This is a genomic window from Streptomyces sp. NPDC030799, assembly GCF_055572255.1.
The window spans coordinates 133,400-156,799 of sequence record NZ_JBVIDS010000004.1 but is presented as its reverse complement, the minus strand read 5'-3'; the positions used below and the strand labels follow the sequence as shown (position 1 = coordinate 156,799).

22 protein-coding genes and 2 pseudogenes are annotated in these 23,400 nt (G+C 73.5%); 13 read left to right on the top strand and 11 right to left on the bottom strand.

Features of this window, described 5'->3' with window-relative positions; all coding sequences use genetic code 11:
- Window positions 1-7 precede the first annotated feature (7 nt).
- On the bottom strand, window positions 8-1,147 hold the full coding sequence (locus ACZ41I_RS11625) for a site-2 protease family protein (RefSeq protein ID WP_399765940.1): 1,140 nt from the start codon (window positions 1,145-1,147) through the stop codon (window positions 8-10).
- 237 nt (window positions 1,148-1,384) lie between these two features.
- On the opposite strand from ACZ41I_RS11625, the gene ACZ41I_RS11620 reads away from it, so the two are divergent.
- From ACZ41I_RS11620 to ACZ41I_RS11605, 4 genes are all read left to right on the top strand, one after another.
- Entirely contained in the window at window positions 1,385-1,681 is a 297-nt protein-coding gene (locus ACZ41I_RS11620) for an antibiotic biosynthesis monooxygenase (RefSeq protein ID WP_363218584.1), read from the top strand.
- 353 nt (window positions 1,682-2,034) lie between these two features.
- Complete coding sequence (fusA, locus tag ACZ41I_RS11615) at window positions 2,035-4,092, top strand: elongation factor G (protein ID WP_468513945.1); 2,058 nt, start codon at window positions 2,035-2,037, stop codon at window positions 4,090-4,092.
- Window positions 4,093-4,320: 228 nt separating this feature from the next.
- Window positions 4,321-4,923, top strand: coding sequence for a hypothetical protein (locus tag ACZ41I_RS11610; protein WP_468513944.1), 603 nt, complete (start codon window positions 4,321-4,323; stop codon window positions 4,921-4,923).
- 46 nt (window positions 4,924-4,969) lie between these two features.
- On the top strand, window positions 4,970-5,680 hold the full coding sequence (locus ACZ41I_RS11605) for a YcnI family protein (RefSeq protein WP_399765929.1): 711 nt from the start codon (window positions 4,970-4,972) through the stop codon (window positions 5,678-5,680).
- A 74-nt stretch (window positions 5,681-5,754) separates the two neighbouring features.
- On the opposite strand, the gene ACZ41I_RS11600 is transcribed toward ACZ41I_RS11605, so the two are convergent.
- Window positions 5,755-6,516, bottom strand: coding sequence for a CDP-alcohol phosphatidyltransferase family protein (locus ACZ41I_RS11600; RefSeq protein ID WP_363220049.1), 762 nt, complete (start codon window positions 6,514-6,516; stop codon window positions 5,755-5,757).
- A 107-nt stretch (window positions 6,517-6,623) separates the two neighbouring features.
- Between ACZ41I_RS11600 and ACZ41I_RS11595 the strand changes: the two genes are divergently transcribed.
- The 5 genes and pseudogenes from ACZ41I_RS11595 to ACZ41I_RS11575 all read left to right on the top strand — a co-directional run.
- Complete coding sequence (locus tag ACZ41I_RS11595) at window positions 6,624-7,607, top strand: zinc-dependent alcohol dehydrogenase (RefSeq protein WP_468513943.1); 984 nt, start codon at window positions 6,624-6,626, stop codon at window positions 7,605-7,607.
- Window positions 7,608-7,723: 116 nt separating this feature from the next.
- Window positions 7,724-8,122 carry a 6-pyruvoyl trahydropterin synthase family protein gene (locus ACZ41I_RS11590; protein ID WP_468513942.1) on the top strand — a complete coding sequence of 133 codons (399 nt, stop codon included), beginning with the start codon at window positions 7,724-7,726 and terminating at the stop codon, window positions 8,120-8,122.
- A gap of 104 nt (window positions 8,123-8,226) precedes the next feature.
- Entirely contained in the window at window positions 8,227-9,372 is a 1,146-nt protein-coding gene (locus tag ACZ41I_RS11585; protein WP_399766155.1) for a glycosyltransferase family 4 protein, read from the top strand.
- Window positions 9,369-10,556 carry a class I SAM-dependent methyltransferase gene (locus ACZ41I_RS11580; RefSeq protein ID WP_468513941.1) on the top strand — a complete coding sequence of 396 codons (1,188 nt, stop codon included), beginning with the start codon at window positions 9,369-9,371 and terminating at the stop codon, window positions 10,554-10,556. Before ACZ41I_RS11585 ends, ACZ41I_RS11580 begins: the two co-directional genes overlap by 4 nt.
- A pseudogene (locus tag ACZ41I_RS11575) lies at window positions 10,553-11,680 on the top strand (lysylphosphatidylglycerol synthase transmembrane domain-containing protein); the annotation flags it as partial. The gene ACZ41I_RS11580 and the pseudogene ACZ41I_RS11575, both read left to right, overlap by 4 nt.
- Before the next feature lie 170 nt (window positions 11,681-11,850).
- Here ACZ41I_RS11575 and ACZ41I_RS11570 read toward each other — a convergent pair.
- Window positions 11,851-12,639, bottom strand: a complete 789-nt coding sequence (locus ACZ41I_RS11570) for a creatininase family protein (protein ID WP_363220053.1) — start codon at window positions 12,637-12,639, stop codon at window positions 11,851-11,853.
- Between the two features lie 38 nt (window positions 12,640-12,677).
- Between ACZ41I_RS11570 and ribA the strand changes: the two genes are divergently transcribed.
- Complete coding sequence (ribA, locus tag ACZ41I_RS11565) at window positions 12,678-13,349, top strand: GTP cyclohydrolase II (RefSeq protein ID WP_363220054.1); 672 nt, start codon at window positions 12,678-12,680, stop codon at window positions 13,347-13,349.
- Between the two features lie 65 nt (window positions 13,350-13,414).
- Here ribA and ACZ41I_RS11560 read toward each other — a convergent pair whose 3' ends face one another.
- The 3 genes from ACZ41I_RS11560 to ACZ41I_RS11550 all read right to left on the bottom strand — a co-directional run bounded on the left by ACZ41I_RS11560 (window position 13,415) and on the right by ACZ41I_RS11550 (window position 17,244).
- Window positions 13,415-14,638, bottom strand: a complete 1,224-nt coding sequence (locus ACZ41I_RS11560; protein ID WP_468513940.1) for a serine hydrolase domain-containing protein — start codon at window positions 14,636-14,638, stop codon at window positions 13,415-13,417.
- Between the two features lie 561 nt (window positions 14,639-15,199).
- The gene (locus ACZ41I_RS11555; RefSeq protein ID WP_468513939.1) at window positions 15,200-16,666 is read right to left on the bottom strand and encodes an MFS transporter; all 1,467 of its coding nucleotides are present in this window, start codon (window positions 16,664-16,666) and stop codon (window positions 15,200-15,202) included.
- A complete protein-coding gene (locus ACZ41I_RS11550) occupies window positions 16,663-17,244 on the bottom strand; it encodes a TetR/AcrR family transcriptional regulator (protein ID WP_468513938.1) in 582 nt (193 codons plus the stop codon). The genes ACZ41I_RS11555 and ACZ41I_RS11550 overlap by 4 nt, the downstream gene beginning before the upstream one ends.
- Before the next feature lie 112 nt (window positions 17,245-17,356).
- Here ACZ41I_RS11550 and ACZ41I_RS11545 point away from each other — a divergent pair, with 112 nt between their 5' ends.
- Window positions 17,357-17,794, top strand: coding sequence for a PPOX class F420-dependent oxidoreductase (locus tag ACZ41I_RS11545; protein WP_363220096.1), 438 nt, complete (start codon window positions 17,357-17,359; stop codon window positions 17,792-17,794).
- A 14-nt stretch (window positions 17,795-17,808) separates the two neighbouring features.
- Here the strand turns inward: ACZ41I_RS11545 and ACZ41I_RS11540 are convergent, their stop codons facing one another.
- Window positions 17,809-18,849: an NAD(P)-dependent oxidoreductase gene (locus tag ACZ41I_RS11540; protein WP_468513937.1), complete on the bottom strand. Its 1,041-nt coding sequence runs from the start codon at window positions 18,847-18,849 to the stop codon at window positions 17,809-17,811.
- Between ACZ41I_RS11540 and ACZ41I_RS11535 the strand changes: the two genes are divergently transcribed.
- Window positions 18,791-19,387: a TetR/AcrR family transcriptional regulator gene (locus tag ACZ41I_RS11535; RefSeq protein WP_468513936.1), complete on the top strand. Its 597-nt coding sequence runs from the start codon at window positions 18,791-18,793 to the stop codon at window positions 19,385-19,387. The genes ACZ41I_RS11540 and ACZ41I_RS11535 overlap by 59 nt on opposite strands.
- Before the next feature lie 69 nt (window positions 19,388-19,456).
- The gene (locus ACZ41I_RS11530; protein WP_363220099.1) at window positions 19,457-19,810 is read left to right on the top strand and encodes a VOC family protein; all 354 of its coding nucleotides are present in this window, start codon (window positions 19,457-19,459) and stop codon (window positions 19,808-19,810) included.
- 67 nt (window positions 19,811-19,877) lie between these two features.
- Here the strand turns inward: ACZ41I_RS11530 and ACZ41I_RS11525 are convergent, their stop codons facing one another.
- The 4 genes and pseudogenes from ACZ41I_RS11525 to pgi all read right to left on the bottom strand — a co-directional run bounded on the left by ACZ41I_RS11525 (window position 19,878) and on the right by pgi (window position 23,400).
- On the bottom strand, window positions 19,878-20,543 hold the full coding sequence (locus tag ACZ41I_RS11525; RefSeq protein ID WP_399765898.1) for a TetR/AcrR family transcriptional regulator: 666 nt from the start codon (window positions 20,541-20,543) through the stop codon (window positions 19,878-19,880).
- A 163-nt stretch (window positions 20,544-20,706) separates the two neighbouring features.
- Window positions 20,707-20,865: pseudogene (locus ACZ41I_RS11520) on the bottom strand (histidine phosphatase family protein); the annotation flags it as partial.
- Complete coding sequence (gene gnd / locus ACZ41I_RS11515) at window positions 20,858-21,736, bottom strand: phosphogluconate dehydrogenase (NAD(+)-dependent, decarboxylating) (RefSeq protein WP_363220101.1); 879 nt, start codon at window positions 21,734-21,736, stop codon at window positions 20,858-20,860. The gene gnd and the pseudogene ACZ41I_RS11520, both read right to left, overlap by 8 nt.
- A 2-nt stretch (window positions 21,737-21,738) precedes the next feature.
- On the bottom strand, window positions 21,739-23,400 hold the full coding sequence (gene pgi, locus ACZ41I_RS11510; RefSeq protein WP_399765894.1) for a glucose-6-phosphate isomerase: 1,662 nt from the start codon (window positions 23,398-23,400) through the stop codon (window positions 21,739-21,741).

Below are 23,400 nucleotides of genomic sequence, written 5' to 3'. Positions count from 1 at the left end.
TGCCGCTCTACGGGGGCGCCTGTTCCTCCGGTGCATGCCCGGTGGTGCGGCGGGACCGGTCGATGTCGTGCGCGGTGATGATCCCGAGCAGCCGGCTGTCGTCCATGACCAGGATGGGCAGCAGGCGGCCCTCGGTGCCGAGCCGTTCCAGGACGGAGGTCAGCAGCTCGTCGGGTGCGGCGAGCGCGCACCGGGACAGCGGGGTCGCCACGTCTCGTGCCCGCAGCGACGCACGCTGCCCGGACGGCACGGCGGCCAGCCGGCTCAGCTGTACGACGCCACTGAGCCGGCCCTCGAAGTCCAGCAGCGGCAGCGCCGAGTGCCGTGCCGGGGCCGCCACCTCGGCGAGGAAGCGGTCGATGGTCAGCCAGTCCGGACCGGTGACCACCGGCGCGGTCATCGTCTGCCCGACCCGCAGGCCCCGCAGGGCCGTGACCAGCTCGGCCCACCGGCGCTCGGCCGCGGCGACGCCCGCGACGAAGACTCCGACGAGGACCAGCCACAAGCCACCCGACAGGCCCCGGGCGAACGCGAGCCAGCCCAGGACGGCCAGCACCATGCCGACGGCCTGACCGCTGCGCCCGGCCGCCCGCTGGGCCCGCTCGCGATCCCCGGTACGCCACCACAGCGCGGCCTGCAGCAGCCGGCCGCCGTCCAGCGGCGCGGCAGGCAGGAGATTGAACACGCCCAGCACCAGGTTCGTGCCACCGAGCCAGCCCAGTACGGCGACAACGATCCGCGCGTCCGGCGCCGCCTGAACCGCGGCCCCCGCGCCGAGCCCGATCCCGCCGAGAAGCAGGCTGGCGAGCGGCCCGCTGACCGCGACCACGAAGGCCGCCCGCGCGGTCGTCGGCTGGTCCATCCGGGTGAATCCCCCGAGCGCCCACAGCGTCACGTCCCGCACACCGATCCCCGCCCGGCGAGCCGTCAGAGCATGCGCCGCCTCGTGCACCACCAGGCTCGCCAGCAACAGCACGGCTCCGGCGACTCCGGCCACCGCGTACACCACGGGTGCCAGGCCCGGGGCGTACCGGGGCAGGGTGCGGGCAGCCAGACCGTACGCGAAGAACAGCATGATCAACGGCACGCTCCAGTGGGCCCGCAGCACCACTCCTCGCACACTCCCGAGCCGGATCGAACCCCTCATCGTCCTCACCGCCGACGACTCGTGCCCAGCCACCGCACGGGTCCTTCCTCCATGGTCCACCGTCGGCCGCGGCCGGGGAACGCCCCTGCCGGGCAGCGAACCCCCTGGTCGCACAGGGCCCATGACACGGTTGGACGAGGCCGGGCCCGCCACGCAGGCGGAGGCGGCGGCCCGCGCCTACGGTGGGCGGAGAGAGCCCGGCGAGCCGACCGAGCCGGCGTTGCGCAGGAGGCCGCGATGGAAGAGCACTACATCTGGGTGACCACCCGCCGCATCCGGCCGGACACCCTGGAGGACTTCGAACAGGCGTGGCGGCCCACACCCTCCCCGCAGGGCCTTCGCCGTGCCTACGCCTACTGGTCCGAGGACGGACAGGAGATCACCGGTGTGTCGTTCTGGGACTCCCGGGAGGCATGCGACGCCTGGAGGTCCTCCGAGCACGAGGCGCAACGGCGCGCGGCCATGGCCCCCTTCGTCGTCGAGGAGCGGGAAGGGTTCTACCGCGGCCGCGAACTCGCCATCCCCCAGCGGTAGTCCGGGACAGCCGGAGGCGGCCGGATCCAGGTGATCCACGACCCGCCCGGAAAATCACGTGCCCCGGCCGCGCCGCTCTCGTACCGTCATGCCGTACCGAGCGCCGCGACGACCGTACGGCGGCGCCTGTCGACCGACACAGAGGGGAGCCCGGCCGTGCGCGCACGCACCGCTGTCGTCGCTCCCCGATCCCGGTACGAGGTGATCCTCGTGTCCTGGTCCGGCCGGTGCCCGCTGCGCGGCCGGCACCGGACGCCCGTGACGCCTCGCTGACCCGGACGCACGGGTAAATCGCGCTGCCCTTTTCCTGATCTTTCAGGATCTTTCCCTGATCGCCAGAAAGGCCCCGGGCCGTGCGCACGAACCTCACCACCCTCGCCGCCGTCCGCAACCTCGGCATCCTCGCTCACGTGGACGCCGGCAAGACCACCGTCACCGAGCGGATCCTGTATGCGACGGGCACCACCCACAAGCGGGGCGAGGTGCACGACGGCACCACCGTCACCGACTTCGACCCGCAGGAACGCGACCGTGGCATCACCATCTTCGCCGCCGCCGTCAGCTGCGCCTGGGACGGCCACCGCGTCAACCTGATCGACACCCCCGGGCACGTCGACTTCGCCGACGAGGTCGAGCGTTCGCTGCGGGTCCTCGACGGGGCGGTCGCCGTGTTCGACGCCGTCGCCGGGGTCGAGCCGCAGAGCGAGTCGGTGTGGCGGCAGGCCGACCGGCACGGTGTGCCGAGAATCGCGTTCGTCAACAAGATGGACCGCGCGGGCGCCGAGCTCGACCGGGCCGTCGAGTCCATCCGGCAGCGGCTGCATCCCGCGCCACTCGTCGTCCAGTTGCCCATCGGCGCCGAGGACGCGTTCACCGGAGTGGTCGACCTGGTGCGGATGCGCTCGCTGGTCTGGGCCGACGGTGCCGCAACGGCCCTGGCGGGGCCCGTACCCGAGCCGCTGCGGCAGGAGGCGCTACGGCGGCGCCGGGCGCTGGAGGAGACGGTGGCGGAGCTGCACCCGGCCGCCCTGGAGGAGTTCTGCGACCGGGACACGCTCGACGCCGGCACCCTCGCCGCCGCCCTGCGCGACCTCACCCGCACCGGGGACGGCGTGGTCGTGCTGTGCGGCTCCGCCTACCGCAACCGCGGCATCGAACCGCTGCTGGACGCGGTCGTGGCCTATCTGCCCTCGCCGCTGGACGTCCCCGCCGTACGCGGTGTCCACGAGGGCACCGAGCAGCGGCGGGCCGCCGACCCCGAAGCGCCGTTCGCGGGGCTGGTGTTCAAGGTGAACGCGAGCGCCACCGGGCGGCTGGCCTACGTGCGCGTCTACGCCGGCACCATCGAGAAGGGAGACACCGTGCGGGACCCGGGCACCGGGCGCACCGAGCGCGTCGCGCGCATCCTGCGTGTCATGGCGGACCGGCATGCCCAGCTCGACCGGGCGGTCGCCGGTGACATCGTCGCGCTCGCCGGCGTGAAGGCGGCGCGGGCCGGCTCCACCCTGTGCGACCCCGGCGCACCGCTGCTGCTGGAACCGCCGGTGGCCGCCGAACCCGTGGTGTCCGTGGCGGTCGAGGCCCGGCGCGCCACGGACACCGGCCGGCTGGCGGCGGCGCTGGCACGGCTCGCCGAGGAGGATCCCTCGCTGGTGGTGCGTACCGACGCCGAGACCGGGCAGACCGTGCTGTCCGGGATGGGCGAACTCCATCTGGAGGTCGCGGTGGAGAAGATCCGCCGCGACGGCGGACCGGAGGTCGGCGTCGGCCGGCCGCGGGTCGCCCACCGCGAGACGGTCCTGGAAGGGGTGACCGGGTTCGTGTACCGGCACGTCAAACAGGACGGCGGAGCGGGGCAGTTCGCCCATGTCGTGCTCGACGTGGAACCGCTCGGACCCGAAACCGGCGTCACCGGCTTCGAGTTCCGCTCCGCCGTGGTCGGCGGGCGGGTGCCGCAGGAGTACGTGCGCGCGGTGGAGGCCGGCTGCCGGGACGCGCTCGCCGAGGGACCGCTCGACGGGCACCCGGTGACCGGGGTGCGGGTCACCCTCACCGACGGCTCCACCCACGTGAAGGACTCGTCCGACACGGCCTTCCGCACGGCCGGCCGGCTCGGGCTCCGCGAGGCCCTGCGCGCCTGCGCGGTCGCCCTGCTGGAGCCGGTCGCCGAGGTCACGGTGACCGTGCCGGAGGACGCCGTCGGCTCGGTCCTCGGCGACCTGGCAGCCCGGCGCGGCCGGGTCGGCGGGTCCGAGAACCGCGACGGTACGGCCGTACTGACCGCAACCGTACCGCTGGCCGAACTGTTCGGTTACGCCACCCGGCTGCGCAGCCGCACCCAGGGCCGGGGCACCTTCACGACCCGGCCCGCCGGCTACGTCCCGGCGCCCCGACCCGCACCGGTCCGGTAGGCAGCACGGGACGGGGATCCGCACCACGGACCGACGCGGTTCGTGGTGCGGGACCCGAGAGACGGTTGCGGTTGCGTGGTGCGGGTGCCGCGCACCGCTGTACGGCCGGGGAGCGTCCGGGCCGGGGGAGTCAGCCGTCCGGTGTGAGTGTGTTCCCCCGGCCGCTGAACACAGCGTCCGAGCCGCGCGTATCACCCAGCCGTGGGAGGATCCCTCACCATGAGTCCCATGAGCGCGTCCCCGGCGGTGAGAGCCCTGCGTGCCGCGGTGTTCGCCGCGGTGTGCGTGCTGCTCGCCGCCGCCGGGCACGGCCTTGCCATGGGCGCCATGCCGCCGCTGTGGGCCGACGCGGCCGGTTTCCTCGCCGTGTTCGCGCTCGGCTGGGTCCTCGGCGGCCGGGAGCGGTCGCTGCCCGGCATCGGTGCGGCCACGCTGCTCACCCAGGCCGGACTGCACCTCGGCTTCGACGCCGCGCGCCCCGGCATCGGGACCGCGCACATGGCCGCCATGCCGGGGCACACCATGGCCGCGATGCACACGCACGCCCAGGTGACAGCGCATCTCACCGGCCACGCCACCGCCGCCCACGTCCTCGCCGCGCTCGCCGCCTCCTGGTGGCTGCGGCGGGGTGAGGCCGCCCTGTGGTCGCTGCTGCGCCGGGCCGCCACGCTCGTACCCGGTCTCTTCGCCTGGTGGCGCGGCTCCCCGCTGCCCGCCCCCGCCGGTGCCGCCCCGCGGGTCCCGGTCGCCCCCGCAGCGCCCCGCCCGGCCCTGCTGCGGCACGCGGTCAGCCGGCGCGGACCCCCGGCCCCGATCCCGTACTCGCTCTGACCCCGAACGACCCATCACCCGTACGGAGATCGACTCACCCATGTCCATGTCCGCAGCACGTCTCACCGCGCGCCGCGCCGGAACCGTCGCCGCCGTCGGCGCCGCGACGGTCCTGTTCGCCGCCGGTGCCGCCTTCGCGCACGTCACCGTCCACCCCGAGAGCTACGCCAAGGGAGCCACCGACGGTGTGCTGACCTTCCGCGTCCCGAACGAGGAGGACAGCGCCTCCACCACCAAGGTGCAGGTCTTCCTGCCCACCGACCACCCCGTCCTCGGCGTGCTCGTCCACCCGCAGGACGGCTGGACCGCCAAGGTCACCACCACCAAGCTCAAGACGCCGGTCAAGACCGACGACGGCACCATCACCGAGGCCGCCTCCGAGATCACCTTCACCGGCGGGAAGATCGGCGCCGGGCAGTACGAGGACTTCGACGTCGCCTTCGGTCAACTTCCCGACAACACAGACCAGTTGGTGTTCAAGACCCTGCAGACCTACTCCGACGGCAAGGTCGCGCGCTGGATCGAGGAGCCGACGGGCGGAGAGGAGCCGGAGAACCCGGCCCCGGTGCTGAAGCTGACGGCCGGTGATGCCACCGCCGCGCCGGCGCCCGCCAAGACCGCCGCCGCCACCGCCGAAGCGGCCGGCACGAGCGACTCCACCGCCCGTGGGCTCGGCATCGCCGGCCTGGCCGTCGGCGTCCTCGGCCTCGCGGCCGCCGCGTTCGCGATCGTACGCAGCCGGGCGGCACGGTCGTAACAGCCGAAGAAGCATGACGAAGGGCCCGGACCGGTCACCCGGTCCGGGCCCTCTGCGTAGCCGTCGGGCCGCGCTCAGCGCGCCGCCAGCTCCAGGACCTGCACCCCGGCCGCCGGCTCCACGGGCATCCGGGAGGTGCGCCACAGCCACCGCACGTCCCTGCCGAAGGACCACACCAGCGAGCCCAGCGCCAGCAGGACGACCGCGAGGTTCGCCAGGTGGGGGAGCAGTTCGGCGCCGGCCAGGAGCAGGCACACCCCCTGGACGGCGGCGACGGTCTTGCGGGCGAAGGACGGCGGCAGCGGGGCGTTCAGCCAGGGGGCCAGCCGGGCGGCGGCGACGAAGGCGTACCGCATGCCGCCGATCAGCAGCACCCACGGGCCGAGTTGCATGGACACGTACACGCTCAGCACCAGGATCAGGAACGCGTCGACCTCCATGTCGAAGCGCGCGCCGAGCGCCGTCGAGGTCCCCGTGCGGCGGGCCACCTTGCCGTCGACGCCGTCCAGGAGCAGGGCGACCGCGGTCAGGCCGACCAGCAGCGTCACCGGCGGCGCGCTCTCGAAGGAGTCCGCGACCAGCGCGGTCACCCCGCCCACCAGGGTCGCCCGGCCGAGCGTGACCCGGTTCGCGGGGCCGAAGGAGCGCAGGGGGGAGCGGTGCAGCGCACGGGCCAGCACCGCCCAGGTGGCGAACGCGAACGCCAGCCCCGTAAGCCAGCCGGCCGGCCCCATGCCGATCGCCGTGCCGAGCAGCGCGAGCAGCAGCAGCTGTACGCCCGCTCCCACAGCGGTCTCCTGCTGGAGCCTCGCGTCATACGTGTTGTTCAGGGCCACCGCACACCCTCCGGCCGAGTGACAGAGTCGATCAACGCCGCGTACTGTGCGCGGCCTGTGCACTTCTCGGTACGTGAACAACTTCCCTATCGTTCAGGAGGATGCCGATGAACCGCTCGGCACGGGCGTTCTGGCTGCGCTCACCCGGCCACGGCGAGCTGCGCGACGTCACCCTCGCGGCGCCCGCCGAGGGCGAGGTCCTGGTGCGCGCCCTGTACTCCGGGGTGAGCCGCGGCACGGAGACGCTCGTCTTCCGCGGCGGGGTGCCGCAAAGCCAACACGCCCTGATGCGGGCGCCGTTCCAGGAGGGCGACTTCCCCGGTCCGGTCAAGTACGGCTACCTCAGCGTCGGCGAGGTGGAAGAGGGGCCGGCCGAGCTGATCGGACGTACGGTCTTCTGCCTCTACCCGCATCAGAGCCGTTACGTCGTCCCGGCGAGCGCCGTGACCGTCGTGCCCGAACGGGTCCCCGCCGCGCGGGCCGTGCTCGCCGGAACCGTGGAGACCGCCGTCAACGCCCTGTGGGACGCGACGCCGCTGATCGGCGACCGGATCGCGGTGGTCGGCGGTGGCATGGTCGGCTGCTCGGTGGCCGCGCTGCTCGCCCGCTTCCCGGGCGTCAGGCTGCAGCTCGTCGACGCCGACCCGGCCCGCGCCAGGACCGCCGAGGCGCTCGGCGTCGACTTCGCCACGCCCGACGGCGCCCTCGGCGACTGCGACCTCGTGGTGCACGCCAGCGCCACCGAGGCCGGCCTCACCCGCGCCCTGCAACTCCTCGCGCCCGAGGGCACGGTCGTGGAACTGAGCTGGTACGGCGACCGGCGTGTCGCCCTGCCGCTCGGCGAGGCCTTCCACTCCCGCCGGCTCACCGTGCGCAGCAGCCAGGTCGGCACCGTCTCCCCGGCCGCCCGCCCCGGCCGCGGCTACGCCGACCGGATGGCGCTCGCCCTCGACCTGCTCGCCGACCCGGCACTGGACGCGCTCATCACCGGGGAGAGCGCTTTCGAGGAACTCCCGGACGTCCTGCCGAAGCTCGCCTCGGGCGAGGTCCCCGCCCTGTGCCACCGGGTCCGGTACGCGGAACCGGCCTGACCTGAGAAAAGAGTGAGAGGGGGCTGAACGCGGGGAGGCGGAGAGCCGTACTATCCGGCATCCCCCGACGGGTAAGGACCGGGGGACCAGACGCGCCGTACCTGGAGGGTCGTCCGTTGTTCAGCATCACCGTCCGCGATCACATCATGATCGCCCACAGCTTCCGCGGCGAGGTGTTCGGGCCCGCGCAGCGCCTGCACGGCGCCACGTTCCTGGTGGACGCAACCTTCCGCCGCGAGCAGCTGGACGAGGACAACATCGTGGTCGACATCGGCCTGGCCACGCAGGAACTGAGCGCCATCACCGCCGAGCTGAACTACCGCAACCTCGACGACGAACCCGAGTTCGCCGGCATCAACACCTCCACCGAGTTCCTCGCCAAGGTCATCGCCGACCGGCTCGCCGAACGCATCCACAAGGGCGCGCTCGGCGAGGGCGCCAAGGGACTCGCGGGTATCGGCGTCACCCTGCACGAGTCCCATGTCGCCTGGGCGAGTTACGAGCGTGGCCTGTGACCGGGGCGACCACGGCGCCGGCGCGGCTGGCCTATGTGCCGGCGCAGCCCACCGCCGACGAGAAGCCCACCGCCGAGGAGAAGGCCACCGTCGAGCACGAGGCCATCGCCGTCGAGAAGGCCATCGCCGTCGAGAAGGCCGGAATCGTCCCCATGTCCCTGCGCACCGTCCACTTCGTCCTGCCGGGCGGCGTCGACGACCCGGCCGCGCCCAGCGGCGGCAACGCCTACGACCGCCGGGTCAGCCTGGACCTGCCCGGCTTCGGCTGGCAGGTCACCCCGCACGCCGCTCCCGGCACCTGGCCGCGCCCCGACCGCGCGGCCCGCGACGGCCTCGCCCGCACCCTGCGGGACCTGCCGGACGACGCGGTCGTCCTGCTGGACGGGCTCGTCGCCTGCGCCGTCCCGGAGGTCATCACCGCGGAGACCGGCCGGCTCCGCCTGGCGGTGCTCGTCCACCTTCCGCTCGGCGACGAGACCGGTCTCGACCCGGCCGTCGCCGCCGACCTCGACGCCCGCGAACGCGCCGTGCTGCGTGCCGTGCCCGCTGTGATCGCGACCAGCGACTGGGCGGTGCGCCGACTGCTCTCCCACCACGGCCTCGCCCCCGAACGCGTGCATGCCGCCGCGCCCGGCGCCGACATCGCGCCGCTCGCGCCCGGCACCGACGGCGTGTCCCGGCTGCTGTGCGTGGCCGCGGTCACCCCGCGCAAGGGCCAGCACCGGCTCGTGGAGGCGCTCGCGACGGTACGGGACCTGCCGTGGACCTGCGAACTGGTCGGCGGACTCGGCCACGATCCGGCGTACGTCGCCCACTTGCGGGAACTGATCGCCCGGTACGGCCTCGCCGACCGGCTGCACCTGACCGGCCCGCGCTCCGGCGCGGACCTCGACGCCACGTACGCCGCCGCCGACCTGATGGTCCTCACCTCCTACGCCGAGACCTACGGCATGGCGGTCACCGAGGCGCTGGCCCGCGGTGTCCCGGTCCTCGCCACCGACGTGGGCGGCCTGCCGGAGGCGGTCGGCCGTGCCCCCGACGGCGGGGTGCCCGGCATCCTCGTCCCGCCGGAGGACCCCGCCGCGCTCGCCGCCGAACTGCGCGGCTGGTTCGGCGAGCCCGACGTGCGCCGCCGGCTCAAGGCCGCGGCCCGCGCCCGCCGCGCCGCACTCGACGGCTGGGCCACCACCGCCCGCAGCCTGGCCGGAGTCCTCGCACGACTCCCCGAAACCCCGAGGAGGGCGGCATGACCGGCCCGCACACCACGACAAACGGCATCTCGTCGATACCGGCCCAGTCCGGGCCGAGTCAGGTACGCGCGCTGCGCGGTGCCGAGGCGGAGCCGGTACCCGACGCCGGTCGCGAGGAGGCCCGCACTCCGGCCGCCGCGGCGGGTGCGCAGGCGGCGGAGAGTGCTGCGGACTTGAGCGGCCAGGTCGTCGCCGGGGGCGGGGAGAGCGGTGCCGCCCACGGGGCGGTGGGAGACGGGGAGTTCGGCGGTGCCGTCGGTGGTGAGGAGACCGGGGTGGTCGCCGGAGCCGGGCCCGTGGGGAGTCGCGGTGAGCGGGCCACCGTGCGGCTGCGGGACAGCGAGCCCGAGGAGCCGCCCCGGTACGCGCCCGAATGGCTGCGGCTCAGGGAAGGGGCCGACGCGGCCGCCCGCGCGGAGGAACTGCTGGACGCGTTGCGGATCCGGCTGGCGAACCCGCCCGGCCGCACCGGCGCACTGACCGTGCACGACCTGGGCTGCGGCACCGGCTCGATGGGCCGCTGGCTCGCGCCCCGCCTGGACGGATCCCAGCACTGGGTCCTGCACGACCGCGACCCCTACCTGCTGCACTTCGCCGCCGTCGGCTCCCCGCGCTCCGCCGCCGACGGCAGCGGCGTCACCGTCGAGACCCGGCGCGGCGACGTGGCCCGGCTCACCCCGGACGCGCTGGCTGGGGCCTCGCTGGTCACCGCCTCCGCGCTGCTCGACGTCCTCACCCGCGAGGAGGTCGTCACCCTCGCCGACGCCTGCGCGGGGGCCGGCTGCCCCGCGCTGCTCACGCTGTCGGTCGCCGGCCGCGTCGAACTCACCCCGGCCGACCCGCTGGACGCGGAGATCGCCGAGGCGTTCAACGCCCATCAGCGGCGCGCCGGGCTGCTCGGTCCCGACGCGGTCACCGCGGCCTGCGAGGCGTTCGCCGAGCGCGGCGCCGCCGTACGCGTGCATCCGAGCCCGTGGCGACTCGGCCCCGAGGAGTCGGCGCTGACCGAGCAGTGGCTGCGCGGCTGGGTGGGCGCGGCCGTGGAGCAGCGGCCGGAGCTGCGCGACCGTGCCGAGCGCTATCTGCGGGACCGGCTCGCCGCCTGCGCCGCCGGTGAACTGTGGGTCGTGGTCCAGCACAGCGACCTGCTGGCCCTGCCCCGGCCGACGGGCGGGGCGTCATGACCCCGCGGACGGCTGCGGTGGAGGCGGAGCACCGGGTCACCGGAGCCGACGCCCACGCGCGCGTGCTGCCCACCGGCCCGGCGCCCGCCCGCCCGCACGACGCCGGCCTGGTCCGCGCGGCACCCGCGCATGTGCAGAGTGCGGGCCCACACCCCGCACCCGCACACCCTGGCGTGGACGCCGGGCAGACGGCCCGCACGGCCGGCGCCCGGATGCCGGAGCCGTCCTCGTCCTCGCTGTCCTCGCGGTCCTCGCTCACGGAGCCGCCGGCCTCCGAGGCCCCGCAGCCCACCAGCCCCGGCCGTCCCCGACTCCGCGCGCTGCGTAGGCACGTCGGCAGCGTCACCGGCGTCGTCGTCCTCGGCTTCCTGCTGTGGCGGCTGGGCACCGGTGTGCTCCTCGACGGGCTGCGGCGGATCGACACGGTGACGGTGCTGGCCGCGCTGGGCATCGGCGCGGCCACCACCGTGCTCAGTGCCTGGCGCTGGCAGTTGGTGGCCCGCGGCCTGCGCATCCGGCTGCCGCTGGGCCCCGCCGTCGCCGACTACTACCGGGCGCTGTTCCTCAACGCGGCGCTGCCCGGCGGGATCCTGGGCGATGTACACCGGGCGGTCCGGCACGGACAGAGCGCCGGTGACCTGCGGCGCGGGGTGAAGGCCGTCGTACTGGAACGCGTCGCGGGGCAGATCGCGCTGGCCGTGTTCGCCGTGGCGGTGCTGCCGACGCTGCCGTCCCCGGTCCGCGCCGAGGCCCGCGACTTCGCCCCGCTGGTGGCCCTCGCGGCGGCCGGCGCGCTCGCCGTCGGCCTCGCCGTCCGCATGAACCGCGCGCCCTCGCGCCGGACCGGAGCCCTGCGCACCGCCCTCGGCGAGGCACGCCGGGGCCTGCTCTCCCGTCGCGGCGGCCCGGGCATCGCCGTGTCCTCCGCTCTCGTCCTGGCCGGGCACCTGGCGATGTTCGTCGTGGCGGCCCGGGTCGCCGGCTGTGCCGCCCCCGTCGCGGTACTGGTCCCGCTCGCGGTCCTCGCCCTGGTCGCCATGGGTCTGCCGCTGAACGTCGGCGGCTTCGGCCCCCGCGAGGGCGTGACCGCCTGGGCGTTCGGCGCCGCCGGTCTCGGCGCGAGCACCGGTGTCGCCGTCGCCGTCGTGTACGGCGTACTCAGCTTCGTGGCGAGCCTGCCCGGCGCCCTTGTCCTCGCCGCGCGCTGGTACGCCGGTCTGCGCCCCGCCGGCGCGCCGGCGGACCCCGGCCCGGCCGCCGTGACCGAGGAGCCGGGCCCCGCTGCCGCCGGAGACTACCCGCGCCCCTCCGCCGAGGTGAGCAACGCGAAATACGGTGCGAAGGATTCCGCCAGGCTCGCCAGGAGTTCCTTCCCCTTTTCCGCCGACCCCAGGGAAGGACGGCCGATGACACCCGATTCGGTATAGGCGGACATTCCCACGGTGAGCAGATGACGACGGTCGTCAGCGGTGAAATCGGCGGACTCGTAACCAGGGCGGACGAATTCGGGGTGAGCGTGCAGCAGAATCGAGGTCTCGATTTCTCCCGCGTGCATGTCGGTGAGCAGCGAGGTGTGCACCCCCGCCCGCTCCCGGGCCGACTCCCAGTCCTCGGCGGCCGGGAACAGTGCCATCCGCTCGCCGCGCGCGGAGGCCTCCTGGACGACGTTGCCCAGCACGTAGTTGCCGCCGTGCCCGTTGACCACGACCAGCGCGCCGACGCCCGAGCGGCGCAGCGACGCCGCGATGTCCCGGACCACCGCATGGAGGGTCACGGAGGAGATGCTGACGGTCCCCGGCCAGTTGGCGTGCTCGTGCGAGCAGGAGACCGTCACCGGAGGAAGGAGGTGCACCGGGTACGCGGCGGCGATCTCCCGCGCCACGGCGCAGGCGACGAGCGTGTCGGTCGCCAGCGGAAGGAACGGACCGTGCTGTTCGAAGCTCCCGACGGGGAGGACGGCGACCTGTGCTGAAACGCCCGCCCCCCGCCTCCGTACGTCTTCCGTGGTGTCCGTCGGCAGCACGCCGTTCGCCACGTCGTACGTCCCCTCGCCTGCCGCCGCACGCGCGCCCGAACCACTCATCTTTTCACGGCCTTTCGTCTCTGCTTAGGAATCAGATCATGACAGAAAACACCGGCGCCAACCTCGGCGTACTCGGCAAGAAGTCCTCGCGGCGGTCGGGCGTGGAACGCGTCGTGAATGCACCGCTGCCCACCGTGTACGGGAAATTCCAGGCGATCGGCTACCTGGACCACGACCTCGGTGACGAGCAAGTGGCCCTGGTGTACGGCGACATCGGCACCGAGAACGTGCTGACCCGGCTGCACTCCGAGTGCCTGACCGGGGACGCGTTCGGCTCCCGGCACTGCGAGTGCGGCGACCAGCTGGAGGCCGCCCTGCGCGCCGTGGTCGCCGAAGGCAGCGGGATCGTCGTCTACTTGCGGGGCCACGAGGGCCGCGGGATCGGACTGCTCGCCAAGCTGCGCGCGATGGCACTGCAGGCGGAGGGCCTGGACACGGTGGAGGCGAACCTCGCGCTCGGCCTGCCCGTGGACGCCCGTGACTACGGCGTCGCGGCCGGGATCCTGCGTGACCTCGGGGTGCGCTCGGTACGCCTGATGTCCAACAACCCGCGCAAGCGGGAGGCGCTGGTCCGGCATGGCGTCCAGGTCGCCGAGCAGGTGCCGCTGCTGATCGAGCCGTGCGAGAGCAACATCACCTATCTGCGCACCAAGCGGGAGCGGATGGACCACATCCTGCCCCATCTGGACGCCGTCGCGCACGGCTCCTGAAGCCGGACCGTGCGGCCCGCCGCCGCTCCCCATGGGGGACGAGCGGCGGGCGGCGTCCTCGGCGCTCAGTCCACCAGTGCCGCGTGCACGAGCCGCCGCAGCTCCGGGAAGATCTTCAGCGTCTTCGGGCGCATCTGCGTCATGAACTGCACCGTCAGCTCATGGGCCGGGTCGACCCAGAACGCGGTCGTGGCCACACCGGTCCAGCCGTACGTGCCGAGGGTGGACGGGGCCGGAGTGCGGGACGGGTCGGTCACCACCGACACGTTGAAGCCGAAGCCGAGCCCGTCGTTGCCCCGCTCCTGATGGACGGGTGCGCCGAAGGACCGCAGCGTCGCGCCGCCGGGCAGCTGATTGCGGGTCATCTGCGCGACGCTGTCCGCGGACAGCAGCCGGACACCGTCCAGTTCGCCGCCCCGGCGCAGCATCTCCATGAACCGGTGGAAGTCGTACGCGGAGGAGACCAGGCCGCCGCTGCCGGACAGGAACCGCGGCCGGCCGTGCACCGGCAGTCCCGGCACGGGCTCGATCCCGCCGTCGTCCGTCTCCCCGTACAACTCGGCCAGTCGGCCCGTATGTCCGGGCCCGAGGTGGAAACCGGTGTCGGTCATGCCGAGCGGACGCAGGATCCGCTCGGTGAAGAACGCGTCCAGCGGCTGCCCGGACACCACCTCGACGACCCGGCCCAGCACGTTCGAGGCGACCGAGTAGTTCCACTGTGTGCCGGGATCGAACTGCAGGGGCATGCGCGCGTACACCTCGACCGTCTCGGCGAGGTTCTTGCCCGGCGGGACGGAGTACTCCAGGCCGGCCTCGCGGTACAGGGCGTCGACGGGGTGACGGTAGTAGAAGCCGAAGGTGAGGCCGGCGGTGTGGGTGAGCAGATGGCGGATCAGGATCGGGCCTGCGGCCGGGCGGGTGCGCACCTCGGCGCCCGAACCGCCCTCGTACACCACCGGGTCGGCGAATGCGGGCAGATGGCGGTCCAGTGGGTCGTCCAGGGACAGCCTGCCCTCCTCCGCCAGCAGCAGCACGGCGACCGCGGTGACCGGCTTGGTCATCGAGTAGATCCGCCACAGGGTGTCCGCCTCGACCGGCAGGCCGGCCGCGACATCGCGCCGGCCGTATGTGGTGAGATGGGCGACCCGGCCGCCGCGGGACAGGGCCACCAGAAAGCCGGGCAGCCGCCCCTGGTCGACGTAGCGGGCGAACTGCCGGTCCAGGCGGTCCAGCGCCTCGACGTCCAGGCCCGCCTCGCCCGGGTCGGCTTCCTGCCGCAGCTGTGCCATCGCTCTCCTCCGGTCACCTCGTCCGCGATGCCCCGGCCGCCCACCGGAAGCACCCGCCCCTCATCGTCCCGCAGGAGCACCCTTACCCACCCGCTGCTCAGCGCCGCACGTCATCGACGCAACGGCACCGGCAGCGGCCGCCCGCCCGCCCCCGTCACCGGACCGCGCCGCCAGGGAGGCGCCAGAGGGTCCCGGGCAGCAGAGGGCTCATGGCCGGCCCGGGGCAGCGGACGGCGGCTTCCGGTCCCACGCGACGAGGGTTTCCCGTGGTGCAGGGCACCAGCCGGGCGGGGGTGGGTCCGGGCGGCGGATGGTGCCTGCGGTCCAGGAAGACGAAGGGGCGCCCTTGATGCCAGGCAGCGATCGGGCACGGGCGGTCCCTGACGGATGGTCGCTTGCGGCTCCAGGGCATCGAAGGGTGGCCCTCGGTGCGGGCCAGGAGCCGGGCGAGGTGGTTCCGGCAGCGGGTGGTCGCTCGCGGTCCAGGGCAACGAAGGGGCGCCTTGGCGCAGGGCACCAGCCGGGCGAGGGCGGGTCCGGGCGGCGGATGATGCCTGCGGTCTAGGAAGACGAAGGGGCGCCCTCGATGCCAGGCAGCGATCGGGCGCGGGTGGTCCCTGGCAGCGGATCGTCGCCGTCCGGCCCGGGCACCGAACGGTCGTCACCGGCCCCCGGCAGCGCATCCCCGTCCCCGGCCCCCGGCAGCGCATCCCCGTCCCGGGTGCCGGGCAGTGCATCCCCGTCCCCGATGCCCGGCAGCGCGCGGGCCAGCGGTATGCCGAGTGCTGCGACGGCTGCCAGGACCAGCAGGGCCTGACCGGTTCCGGTGTCCATCAGGGCGGTCGCCGTGGCGACGCCGACGGCCGGGCCGACGTTCAGTGCTGTCTGCTGCAGTCCGCCCGCCACTCCGGCCACCGCCACCTGCGCCCGCCGTACGACCACCTGGGTGGCCGCCACCATCACCGTGCCGAAGCCCGCGCCCAGCAGGGCGAACGCACAGCCGAGCGCCGGCGCGGCGGTGGTGCCGGACAGCACGAGGACACCGAGCGCCAGCAGAGCCGTCGCCGCCGTCGTCGTACCGCGCGCCCCGAACCGGCGCAGCAGCACCGGGCACAGCGCGGCGGACGCCACCATCAGCACCGCCAGGGGCAGACTGCGCAGGGCACTGGGCAACGGGTCGAGGCCGAGCCGGCGTTGCAGCACGTAGGTGACCACGAACAGGGCGCCGAACAGGGCCGCGGAGACGGCCACCAGCATCCCGAGCGCCGCCCCGACCGCCCGCGAGCCGAGGACCGCGGCCGGCAGCAGCGGGCTCGCCGTACGCCGTTCGTGCCGCACGAGGACGGCGGCGGTGACCGCGGCGGCGGCGAGGCCCGCCACGAAGTCCGGCGGCGCGGTCAGCGCGTGCACCAGGCAGGCCAGGGACACCGCGAGCAGCACGGCCCCCGGCACGTCCAGCGCTGTCCGGGAGCCCGCGGCGGGCGGCTGTGGCCGCAGCAGGGCCGGCAGGCCGAAGACGAGCGCGGGCAGCACGTTGACGAAGAACACCGTCCGCCAGCCGAGGCCGCCCACCAGCGCCCCGCCCACCAGCGGCCCCGCTGCCGCCGCCAGCCCGATCGCGGCCGTCCGTACGGCGAGCGGCCCGGCCAGCCGGTCCGGCGGGAACGCGGCCCGCAGCATGCCCAGCGTGGCCGGCTGCAACAGCGCGCCGAACACTCCCTGCACCGCCCGCAGTCCGATCACCCAGCCCACCGAGGGCGCGGCACCGATCCCCGCCGACGCCGCCCCGAACCCCAGCAGGCCCAGCGCGAACACCCGCCGCTGCCCGTACCGGTCACCGAGCCGCCCCGCGAACACCAGCAGGCTCGCCACCGCGACGAGATACGCCGTACTGGTCCACTGCACCTCGGCGAACGACGCGCCCAAGTCCCCCTGCAGACGGGGCTGGGCGACCGTGAGGACCGTGCCGTCCAGCGCGACGACCACCGCGCCCGCCACACTGCTCGCCAGCGTCCACCGCCGGTTCACCGGTCGCCGTCCGCGCCCAGGTGGGCCGCCAGCACCGCATCGAGCAACCGGCCGAAGTCGTCCTCGCCGAGGGCCAGTTGGAGGCTGCGCCAGCGCCACAGCTGGGCGATCCCGTGCAGGTTCGCCCACAGTGCGCCCGCCACCCGCCGTGCGTCGGCCTCGGGCCGCACCTCACCGACCAGCCCGGCGAGCACACCGAACAGGGGCAGACTCGTCTCCCGCAACCCGAGATGTCCGCTCTCCAGCAGGTCGTGACGGAACATCAGCTCGTACATGCCGGGGTTGTGCAGCGCGAACTCCAGATACGTCCGCGCGAGCGCCGCCACCTGTGCGCGCGGGTCGGCGGGCTCGTGTGCGAGTGTGCTGCGCACCCGCTCGGCCAGATCGTCGAAGCCGCGGCGGGCGATGGCCGACAGCAGCTCCAGATGGGTGGGGAAGTGGCGGCGCGGCGCCCCGTGCGAGACGCCGGCGCGCCGGGCGATCTCCCGCAGGGTGAGCGCCTGCAGCCCCTCGGCGGCCAGCAGCTCCGCTCCCACGTCGACCAGACGCTTGCGCAACCCGATGTCGGACTCAGTCATAGACACTGTCTACCAGGCGTGCGTAGACAGTGTCTACTGCTGGTCGCGGGGGCGCCTGCCGCTCCTCCCGGCTGAGGGAATGCCCGGCGGGCCGCGCAGGGTTGACCCCGTCATGACTCAGGAACCGGCACAGGACGCGCTGCTCGACCTCCTCTCCGACGGCCATGGCGGGGTGCTGGTCACCCTCAAGCGCGACGGCCGTCCCCAGCTGTCCAACGTCAGCCACGCCTACTACCCCGACGAGCGGATCATCCGGATCTCGGTCACCGACGACCGCGCCAAGACCCGCAACCTGCGCCGCGACCCCCGCGCCTCCTACCACGTCACCAGCGCCGACCGCTGGGCGTACACGGTCGCCGAGGGCACGGCCGAGCTGTCCCCGGTCGCCCGGGACCCGCACGACGAGACCGTCGAGGAACTGATCCGGCTGTACCGGGACGTGCTCGGCGAGCACCCGGACTGGGACGACTACCGGGCGGCGATGGTCCGCGACCGACGCCTCGTGGTGCGCCTGCACGTCGACCGGGTCTACGGCGCCCCTAAGCGCTGACCCACGACGGCCGGCTACGACGCCTCGGCGGACCGGGTCTCGATCGCGCGCAGTACGGCCACCATGTCCTCGCCGCCGTACCCCTGCGCCACCGTCTCCTCGAACAGGGTGTGGCACACGTCGAGGAGCGGTGAGGCCAGCCGCGCCTTGCGCGCCGCCTCGGCGATGAGCCGGTTGTTCTTCAGGACGTCCAGCGCGGCCGCCTGAACCGAGAAGTCCCGCTCACCCAGCTTGGGTGCCTTCATCCGGGAGACCGCGCTGGCCATGGGCCCCGCGTCGAGGACCTCCAGGAACAGCCGGCGGTCCAGGCCCTGGCGCTCGGCGAAGTGGAACGCCTCGGTCAGGCCGGTCACCAGCGTGATCAGGAAGAGGTTCACGGACAACTTCATCAACAGGGCGCCGGGCGCGGGACCGCACACGAACGTCTCCCGGCACAACGGCGCGAGCAGCGGCCGTACGGCGTCCACGGCGTCCGCCTCCCCGGCGAGCATCGCCACCAGCCGGCCCTCCTCCGCCGGCACCCGCGACCCGGAGACGGGCGCCTCGACGTACCCGCCGCCGGCCGCCCGGATGTCCCTCTCCAGGGCGTGGGAGTACTCGGGCGAGGTGGTACCCATGTGGACGACGGTGCGCCCGGCGACGCGCGCGGCGAACACACGGGTGCCGCGGCCGAGGACGGCGTCGACCGCGGCCTCGTCGGCGAGCATCAGCAGCACCACGTCCGACCGTGCGAACACCTCGTCGGCGTCCGCGGCGACCGAGGCCCCGGCCGCGCGCAGGGCTGCGGTGCGTTCCGGGGTCCGGTTCCAGACCACCAGGGGAGTGCCGGCGGACACCAGGCGCTGCGCCATGGGCCGGCCCATCACACCGAGACCGATGAAACCGACGTGCATGGGGACCGTCCTCTGCTCCCGGAGCGGACTATGACCGCTGTCATAGTAGCGGTCGTTATGACGCCGGTCATAGAGTGGGCGCCGTGAGGAACGGAGGGCCGCGATGAGCGAGGCGAGACGGGGGCCGCGGGAGCGGATGGTCTTCAGCGCCGCCCAGCTCATCCGCCGCGACGGAGTCGCCGCCACCGGTCTGCGCGAGGTCGCCGCGCACGCCGGCGCACCGCGCGGTTCGCTCCAGCACTACTTCCCGGGTGGAAAGGAACAGCTGGTCAACGAGGCGGTCGCCTGGGCCGGACGGTACGCGGGCCGGCGCATCGCCCGTTTTCTGGCGGGACTTGAGGAGCCGACGCCGAGCGCCCTGTTCGCGGCGATGGTCGCGCAGTGGACCGACGAGTACGCGACGGACGGCTTCGCGGCGGGCTGCCCGGTGGCCGCCGCCACGGTCGAGTGCACCTCCGCCGCCGGATCGACCCGGGAGGCCGTGGCCGCCGCGTTCACGACCTGGCGGAACCCGCTCGCCGAGGCCCTGGCCGGCATGGGGGTGCCCGGGGCCCGTGCCGCATCCCTCGCCACACTGATGATCAGCACGCTGGAGGGAGCGATCCTCATGGCCCGCGCCGAATGCGACGCAGGCCCCCTGACCACGGCCGTGAGGGAACTCGGCCCGCTCCTCGACGCGGCCGTGAACCCGGCCCCGTGACCGGGCCGCACGGCGGGGCGCAGGCGGCCGGTGCTTGCCCGGACCCCTCCGCCGCACTAGCCTCCGCGCGTGATCAACGGTGCACATGTGGTGCTCTACAGCCGCGACGCGGAGGCCGACCGGGCCTTTCTGCGCGACACCCTCGGCTGGGCGCACGTCGACGCGGGCCACGGCTGGCTGATCTTCCAGGCACCGCCTGCCGAGGTGGCCTGTCACCCCACCGACGGCGAGCCCGCGCACGAGCTGATGCTGATGTGCGACGACCTCGACGCGACGCAGCGTCAACTCGCCGGACATGGCGTGGAGTTCACCCGTCCGGTGGAGGAGGCCCGGTGGGGCCGGGTGACCGCCCTGCGCCTGCCGGGCGGCGGTGAACTCACCCTCTACGAGCCGCGCCACCCGAGACCGGATCCCCGCTGCTGATCAACGAACCGGCTCCCCGACCCGGATGTGCAGAGTCAGCCGCGGTGGGCAGCCGGGGCTACGGCGGTCAGCCGGCCGCCCGCTCCGCCGTCAGGTAGGCGATCACCATGTCGCCGAGCATGGTCCGGTAGTGCTCCCGCCGGGCGGGGTCCGCCAGGTCCCGGCCGAACAGGGCGCCGTAGGTGTTCCGGCCGGCGACCCGGAAGAAGCAGAACGAGCTGATCACCGCGTGCAGGTCGACCGCGTCCACATCGGCTGTGAACAGCCCGGACTCCCGCCCCGCGGCGAGGATCCGGCGGATCAGCTCCAGGGCCGGTGAGCCGGTCCTGCCGAGCTTCCCGGAGGCCGCGAGGTGCTCGGCCCCGTGGATGTTCTCGATACCGACCAGCCGGATGAAGTCCGGGTGCCGCTCGTGGTGGTCGAAGGTCAGCTCGGCCAGCCGCCGGATCGCGGCGACCGGGTCCAGGTGCTCGACGTCCAGCTGCTGCTCGGCCTCGCGGATCACTCCGTACGCCCGCTCCAGCACGGCCGTGAACAGCTGCTCCTTGCCGCCGAAGTAGTAGTAGATCATCCGCTTGGTGGTGCGGGTGCGGGCCGCTATCTCGTCCACGCGGGCGCCGTCGTAGCCGGCTCGGGCGAACTCCTGCGTGGCCACGTCCAGGATCTCGGCCTTGGTGCGGGCCGCGTCGCGTACGCGTCCCCCGGGGCGTACCGGTTCTTCGACGCTGGTCATCGCTTTCCTTCGGGCCGGTGGCCGCCGGGGCGGCACGCTCACTGTGCGTGCCGGAGATTGTAGAAGCCGGGCCCGGGGTGGTGGCCGGGATGTTCCTCACAGTCCGCGCGGCTGCGAGCCGTACGGTGTCTCGCTCCCGGAAGGGCCGTCACAGGTCCTAGCCGGGGTGGGTGCGGTGGATGTCGACGGTGGTGACGCCCTCGTGGCCGCCGTAGTGCCACTCGTGCAGATCGGGGTCGGGCACGGCTCCGGTCGGGTCCGCCGGCTCGGCGGTGCGTATTGCCCTGTCCAGCGGGCTGGACAGGGCGAGGGCGTCAGTCCTTCTTCTCGACCGCGTGGCCGCCGAACTGGTTGCGCAGCGCCGCGATCATCTTCATCTGCGGTGAGTCGTCCTGCCGGGAGGCGAACCGGGCGAAGAGCGAGGCCGTGATCGCCGGGAGCGGTACGGCGTTGTCGATCGCCGCCTCCACCGTCCAGCGGCCCTCGCCGGAGTCCTCCGCGTAGCCGCGCAGCTTCTGCAGGTGCTCGTCCTCGTCCAGGGCGTTGACCGCGAGGTCCAGCAGCCAGGAACGGATCACGGTGCCCTCCTGCCAGGAGCGGAACACCTCGCGGACGTTCTCCACCGAGTGCACCTTCTCCAGCAGCTCCCAGCCCTCGGCGTACGCCTGCATCATGGCGTACTCGATGCCGTTGTGGACCATCTTCGAGAAGTGCCCGGCGCCGACCCGGCCCGCGTGGACATAGCCGTACGGGCCCTCCGGCTTGAGCGCCTCGAAGATCGGCTCCAGCGGCTCCACGTGCGCCTTGTCGCCGCCGACCATGAGCGCGTAGCCGTTCTGCAGGCCCCACACCCCGCCGGAGACACCGGCGTCGACGAAGCCGATGCCCTTGATGCCGAGGGCGGCGGCGTGCTTCTCGTCGTCCGTCCAGCGGGAGTTGCCGCCGTCGATCACCGTGTCGCCGGGCTGCAGCAGGTCGCCCAGTTCGTCGATGACGGTCTGCGTGGCGGTGCCGGCCGGGACCATCACCCACACATGGCGTGGCGCGTCCAGCTTCTCGACCAGTTCGGCGAGGGACTTGACGTCGGAGACCTCGGGATTGCGGTCGTAGCCGATGACGGTGTGGCCGGCGCGGCGGATCCGCTCGCGCATGTTGCCGCCCATCTTGCCGAGACCGATGAGACCGAGCTGCATGATCAGTTCACTTCCTGAGCGTTCTTGAAGGTGCGGTAGGCGGCGACGAGGGCCGTGGTGGACGGGTCGAGACCGGGGACCTGTGCGCCCTCGGTCAGCGCGGGCTCGACCCGCTTGGCGAGGACCTTGCCCAGCTCCACGCCCCACTGGTCGAAGGAGTCGATGTTCCACACCGCGCCCTGCACGAACACCTTGTGCTCGTAGAGGGCGATCAGCTGGCCGAGCACGGACGGGGTCAGCTCGGGGGCGAGGACCGTGGTGGTGGGGTGGTTGCCCTGGAAGGTGCGGTGCGCCACCTGCTCCTCGGGCACGCCCTCGGCGCGGACCTCATCGGCACTCTTGCCGAAGGCGAGTGCCTGGGTCTGGGCGAAGAAGTTGGCCATCAACAGGTCGTGCTGGGCCTTGAGTTCGGCGCTCAGCTCGTCGACCGGGCGGGCGAAGCCGATGAAGTCCGCCGGGATCAGCTTGGTGCCCTGGTGGATCAACTGGTAGTAGGCGTGCTGGCCGTTGGTGCCCGGGGTGCCCCAGACGACCGGCCCGGTCTGCCACTGCACCGGCTCGCCGTCGCGCTGCACCGACTTGCCGTTGGACTCCATGTCCAGCTGCTGGAGGTAGGCGGTGAACTTCGACAGGTAGTGGCTGTACGGCAGCACCGCGTGCGACTGGGCGTCGTGGAAGTTGCCGTACCAGATGCCCAGCAGGCCCAGCAGCAGCGGCGCGTTGGCCTCGGCGGGCGCGGTGCGGAAGTGGTCGTCCATCAGCCGGAAGCCGTCGAGCATCTCCCGGAACCGGTCGGGCCCGATGGCGATCATCAGGGAGAGGCCGATCGCCGAGTCGTACGAGTACCGGCCGCCGACCCAGTCCCAGAACTCGAACATGTTGTCCGGGTCGATGCCGAACTCTGTGACTTTCTCGGCGTTCGTGGACAGTGCCACGAAGTGCCTGGCGACCGCCTTCTCCTCGCCGCCGAGCCCGTCGAGCAGCCACTTGCGTGCCGAGGTGGCGTTGGTGATCGTCTCGATCGTGGTGAACGTCTTGGACGCGACGATGAACAGCGTCTCCGCCGGGTCCAGGTCACGGGTGGCCTCGTGCAGGTCGGCGCCGTCCACGTTCGACACGAACCGGAACGTCAACTCCCGTGCGGTGTAAGGGCGCAGCACCTCGTAGGCCATGGCCGGGCCGAGGTCGGAGCCGCCGATGCCGATGTTGACGACGTTCCTGATCCGCCTGCCGGTGTGGCCGGTCCACTCGCCCGAGCGGACCCGGTCGGCGAAGTGGGCCATCTTGTCCAGGACCGCGTGCACCTTGGGCACGACGTTCTCGCCGTCGACCTCGATCACCGCGTCCCGTGCGGAACGCAGCGCGGTGTGCAGCACGGCCCGGTCCTCGGTGAGGTTGATCCTCTCGCCGCGGAACATGGCGTCGCGCAGCGCGAACACGCCGGTGGCGGCGGCGAGTTCCTGGAGCAGGGCCAGGGTCTCGTCGGTGATCAGGTGCTTGCTGTAGTCGATGTACAGGTCGCCGGCCCGTACGACATACCGCTCGGCGCGGCCGGGGTCCGCCGCGAACAGCTCGCGCAGCTGCGGCTGCCCCTCGGCGCGGTGGTCGGCGAGGGCCGTCCACTCGGGCCGGCTGGTGAGCTTGGGGAACTCGGACTGTGCCAT

Coding starts and splice junctions, on each gene's coding strand:
- ACZ41I_RS11605 (WP_399765929.1), top strand. CDS start 4,970: ATGTCCGCAGCACGTCTCACCGCGCGCCGCGCCGGAACCGTCGCCGCC.
- ACZ41I_RS11540 (WP_468513937.1), bottom strand. CDS start 18,849: ATGAGCTGGGCGGCGCTGAAGACCATCCGCTCCCGCGGCCCCCGTCTC.
- ACZ41I_RS11610 (WP_468513944.1), top strand. CDS start 4,321: ATGAGCGCGTCCCCGGCGGTGAGAGCCCTGCGTGCCGCGGTGTTCGCC.
- ACZ41I_RS11550 (WP_468513938.1), bottom strand. CDS start 17,244: ATGACTGAGTCCGACATCGGGTTGCGCAAGCGTCTGGTCGACGTGGGA.
- ACZ41I_RS11535 (WP_468513936.1), top strand. CDS start 18,791: ATGAGCGAGGCGAGACGGGGGCCGCGGGAGCGGATGGTCTTCAGCGCC.
- ACZ41I_RS11545 (WP_363220096.1), top strand. CDS start 17,357: ATGACTCAGGAACCGGCACAGGACGCGCTGCTCGACCTCCTCTCCGAC.
- ACZ41I_RS11620 (WP_363218584.1), top strand. CDS start 1,385: ATGGAAGAGCACTACATCTGGGTGACCACCCGCCGCATCCGGCCGGAC.
- ribA (WP_363220054.1), top strand. CDS start 12,678: ATGACAGAAAACACCGGCGCCAACCTCGGCGTACTCGGCAAGAAGTCC.
- gnd (WP_363220101.1), bottom strand. CDS start 21,736: ATGCAGCTCGGTCTCATCGGTCTCGGCAAGATGGGCGGCAACATGCGC.
- ACZ41I_RS11525 (WP_399765898.1), bottom strand. CDS start 20,543: ATGACCAGCGTCGAAGAACCGGTACGCCCCGGGGGACGCGTACGCGAC.
- ACZ41I_RS11570 (WP_363220053.1), bottom strand. CDS start 12,639: ATGAGTGGTTCGGGCGCGCGTGCGGCGGCAGGCGAGGGGACGTACGAC.
- ACZ41I_RS11560 (WP_468513940.1), bottom strand. CDS start 14,638: ATGGCACAGCTGCGGCAGGAAGCCGACCCGGGCGAGGCGGGCCTGGAC.
- ACZ41I_RS11625 (WP_399765940.1), bottom strand. CDS start 1,147: ATGAGGGGTTCGATCCGGCTCGGGAGTGTGCGAGGAGTGGTGCTGCGG.
- pgi (WP_399765894.1), bottom strand. CDS start 23,400: ATGGCACAGTCCGAGTTCCCCAAGCTCACCAGCCGGCCCGAGTGGACG.
- ACZ41I_RS11595 (WP_468513943.1), top strand. CDS start 6,624: ATGAACCGCTCGGCACGGGCGTTCTGGCTGCGCTCACCCGGCCACGGC.
- ACZ41I_RS11580 (WP_468513941.1), top strand. CDS start 9,369: ATGACCGGCCCGCACACCACGACAAACGGCATCTCGTCGATACCGGCC.